This is a genomic window from Rhizobium sp. KNZ2-6A, from assembly GCF_056755475.1.
Genome location: NZ_JBNDIC010000109.1, coordinates 1 through 4,046, shown reverse-complemented (window position 1 = coordinate 4,046; position 4,046 = coordinate 1). Strand labels below are relative to the sequence as shown.

Genomic DNA, 4,046 nt, shown 5'->3' with positions numbered 1-4,046 from the left:
GGGGGGGGGGGGGGACACTCGGACCTACCGAGATCGCCGCAGATCACCCCACCCCGGACCTGCGGTCCGACCCTCCCCCTCAAGGGGAGGGTGAGCTTCTACCGCTTCAGGCTGCCGAGGATGCCACGCACCAGAGCACGCCCAACCTGGGTGGCGACCGTGCGCGCCACGCTCTTCAACGCTGCTTCCATGATCGTCTCGCGCTGATAGCCGGAACGACCTCGACCCGCCGGCTTGTTGCTGTCGCTGCCGAATCCCGGCAGCGTCCAGCCATCGCCCGCACTTTCGCTCTCGCTCTGCGGCGCGGCTGCCTTGCGTGCACGCTCCGCCAGGATTTCATAAGCCGATTCGCGATCGATCGTCTGGTCATAGATGCCGGCGACCGGGCTGGCATTGATGACGGCCTGGCGCTCGGCGTCGCTGACCGGGCCGATACGGCCGGACGGCGGGCGGATCAGCGTGCGCTCGACGATCGACGGCGCGCCCTTGCCTTCGAGCATCGACACCAGCGCTTCGCCGGTGCCGAGCGTGGTGATGACCGTGGCGCAATCGAAAGCGGGATTGGGCCGGAATGTCGAGGCGGCCGTCTGCACGGCCTTCTGCTCGCGCGGCGAATAGGCGCGCAGGGCGTGCTGCACGCGGTTGCCGAGCTGCGCCAGCACCGTCTCCGGCACATCGAGCGGGTTCTGGGTGACGAAATAGACGCCGACGCCCTTGGAGCGGATCAGGCGCACGACCTGCTCGACGCGCTCGATCAGCACCTTCGGCGCATCGTTGAAGAGCAGGTGTGCCTCGTCGAAGAAGAAGACCAGCTTCGGCTTTTCCGGATCGCCCACTTCGGGCAGTTCCTCGAAGAGTTCGGAGAGCAGCCATAGCAGGAAGGTGGCGTAGAGGCGCGGGTTCATCATCAGCTTGTCGGCTGCGAGCACCGAAACCTGGCCGTAGCCGTCGTTGCTGACCCGCATGATGTCGGAGATTTTCAGCGCCGGCTCACCGAAGAAGTTTTCGGCGCCCTGCTGCTCCAGCACGAGCAAGGCACGCTGGATCGAGCCGACGGAGGATTTCGAGATCAGGCCATACTTGCTGGAAAGCTCGCTGGCATTCTCGCCCATATAGTTCAGCAGCGCCTGCAGGTCCTTGAGGTCGAGCAGCGCCAGCCCGTTTTCATCGGCGATCTTGAAGGCGATGTTGAGCACGCCTTCCTGAGCCTCCGAGGCATCCATCAGCCGCGCCAGCAGCAGCGGACCCATCTCGGCGATGGTAGTGCGCACGCGGTGGCCCTTTTCGCCGTAAAGATCCCAGAAGATGACCGGGAACTGATCGAACTCATAGGGCGACAGGCCGATCTCCTCGGCGCGCTTCAGCAGGAAATCCTTGGCCTCGCCCTTGGCGGAGATGCCGGAGAGATCGCCCTTGATGTCGGCGCAGAACACGGGCACGCCCTCCTTGGAAAACCCTTCCGCCAGCACTTGCAGCGTCACTGTCTTGCCCGTACCGGTCGCGCCGGTGACGAGACCGTGCCGGTTACCGAATTTCAGCGTCAGGAACTCGTCCTTGTTGATGCTTTCATCCGGATTGCGGCTCGCGCCGACGAAAATCTGTCCATCCTGCTGCGGCATGGTGTCGTCTCCCTTAGAGCATGATGCTGAAAAGTGTCATCGGTTTTCAGACGACATCATGCTCTACCTATTTGATTCTAGAACCGGATGATTTTGGATCGATTCGATCCAAAATCATCCGGTTCTAGGGCGGCGGCACAGCAGCCTTTTTCGGGCTGCCAGGGCCATTCATCGATTTGTCCCGACACTGTTATAAGAACTGACCCGAGCGGGGACAACCATTCGCATCACGGTTCCGCTTCTGGTAGTGTAATGACCCTCCGGCGCGGCTTGTGCCGGTTGCTTCATTCAGTTACGTTGACGTTAACGTCGTAAAGGCAGGAGGCCACAGTGAACGAAGTTATTGATCAGATCGCGACCAAAGCCGGCATCGCTCCCGACCTCGCGGAAAAGGCCGTCGGCATGATTCTCGGCTTCCTGCAGCGCGAAGCTCCGGATGGTCCCGTCACCAAGATGATCGAATCCATTCCCGGCGCCACCGATCTCGTTGCGCAATATAACGGCGAAGAAACCACCGGCGGCGGCGGTCTGCTGGGTGGCTTGCTCAGCGCCGTTGGCGGTGGCGGCGGCCTGATGGCGCTCGGCCAGCAACTGATGAGCAGCGGCCTCAGCATGGGCGAAATCACCTCGCTCGCCAAGGAGACGATCGCAACCGCCCGCCAGCATGCCGGCGATGAAGTGGTCGACCAGGTCGTCAGTTCCGTCCCGGGCCTGCATCAGTTTATCTGATCGGTATTTTCCTGGAGCATGTCGCGCAATAGTGCGCCGCGGTTTTGCGATAACGACATGCGACAAATCAAAGGTTCAAGGCGCATGGAGCGAATCTGAAAGATCACGACACGCGTTAGACACCAAAAAGCCTCGTGGTGATCCCACGAGGCTTTTTGATTCTGAAGAAAGGACTTGTTTAATAGATATCGGCCCTTCGCTTTCAAACCCTTCTGCCGCTCGGCGTCGCCCCGTCGATCTGATGCCATTTGCGGCCGTCGCGTTCGATGAGTTCGTCGGCGCAGGCGGGGCCTGTGCTGCCGGGGGCATAGGGGTCGGGCTTGCCGCCTTCCGCCCAGAGATCGAGGAAGGGCTGCACGGCGGCCCAGCCGGCTTCGATGCCGTCGGCGCGCTGGAAGAGCGTCTGGTCGCCGACGAAGAGTTCGTAGAACAGGCTCTCGTAGCCGGTCTGCTTGCCGATATCGAAATTGTCGGCATAGCGGAAGTCGAGCGAGACCGGCGCTGTTTTCAGCACAAGGCCCGGCGATTTGATGGAGATTTCCATGTCCAGTCCCTCGTCGGGCTGCACCTGGATGATCAGCCTGTTCGGTGGCAGCTCGGGGCGGGAGCTGTGACGCGGGAATTGTGCAAAGGGCACCTGGCGGAAGGTGATGACCACTTCCGTATCGCGTGCCTTCATCGCCTTGCCGGTGCGCAGGTAGAAGGGCACGCCGGCCCAGCGCCAGGTATCGACGAGGAGCTTCAGTGCCACGAAGGTTTCGGTGTTGCTGTCAGGCGCGACATCGGTGGTCTCGGTATAGGCAGGCAGATCGTGGCCGGCGAGCGGGCCGGCCGCATAGGCGCCGCGCACGCCGTTCTTGGCCGCTTCTTCGCGCGTGTACACGCGCAGGGCTTTCAGCACCTTACCCTTTTCGTTGCGGATCGATTCCGCATCGAAGCTGTTCGGTGGCTCCATCGCCACCATGGCCAGCAACTGGAAGAGATGGTTCGGCACCATGTCGCGAAGCGCGCCGGTCGCATCGTAGAACTTGCCGCGCATGCCGACATCGACCACCTCGGCCGCCGTGATCTGCACGTGGTCGATGTAATTGTTGTTCCACAGCGCCTCGATCATCATGTTGGCGAAGCGCGTCGTCATGATGTTTTGCACCGTTTCCTTGCCGAGGAAATGGTCGATGCGATAGATCTGACTTTCCGCGACATGATTGAGAAGCCGTGCGTTCAGCGCCTGTGCCGAAGCAAGATCATGGCCGAAGGGCTTTTCGATCGCGATGCGGCGGAAGGCGCCGGTCGCCTCGTTCATCAGCCCATTTTCGGAGAGTTTTTCGGCGATGTCGCCGAAGAAGCGCGGCGGCACGGCGAAATAGAAGGCCGCATTGGCGCTCGGCGCATGCGACAGATGATCAGTGATCTCCTTGTAGACGCCATTCTGGGTGAAGTCGCCGGAGATGTAGCTGATGCGCTTGCGCAGGCTTTGCCACGCCGCCTGCCGTTCCGGGTCCTCCATGTCGCCGGAGGTTTTCAGGAACGATTCCAGGCGGTCCAAGAGCATGTCGACGCCGCCGGTCTCGATGCCGATGCCGAGAATGTGCAGATCCTCTCCGACAAGCCCGCTGCGGGTCATGTTGATCAGCGTCGGGATCAGCAGGCGCCGGGTGAGATCGCCGGCAGCGCCGAAAATCACGAATGTCAGGGGCG

The 4,046-nt window shown here is 61.8% G+C and carries 3 protein-coding genes; 1 reads left to right on the top strand and 2 read right to left on the bottom strand.

The annotated features are described in order from the left end of the window. Nucleotides 1–98: 98 nt before the first annotated feature. Nucleotides 99–1,619, bottom strand: a complete 1,521-nt coding sequence (locus ACPYOP_RS32570) for a helicase HerA-like C-terminal domain-containing protein (protein WP_481414323.1) — start codon at nucleotides 1,617–1,619, stop codon at nucleotides 99–101. Between the two features lie 330 nt (nucleotides 1,620–1,949). On the opposite strand from ACPYOP_RS32570, the gene ACPYOP_RS32565 reads away from it, so the two are divergent. After that, on the top strand, nucleotides 1,950–2,348 hold the full coding sequence (locus ACPYOP_RS32565) for a hypothetical protein (RefSeq protein ID WP_481414322.1): 399 nt from the start codon (nucleotides 1,950–1,952) through the stop codon (nucleotides 2,346–2,348). A gap of 202 nt (nucleotides 2,349–2,550) precedes the next feature. Here the strand turns inward: ACPYOP_RS32565 and zwf are convergent. Next, nucleotides 2,551–4,046: glucose-6-phosphate dehydrogenase (gene zwf / locus ACPYOP_RS32560; RefSeq protein ID WP_481414321.1), on the bottom strand; the 1,496-nt coding region annotated here is incomplete at its 5' end.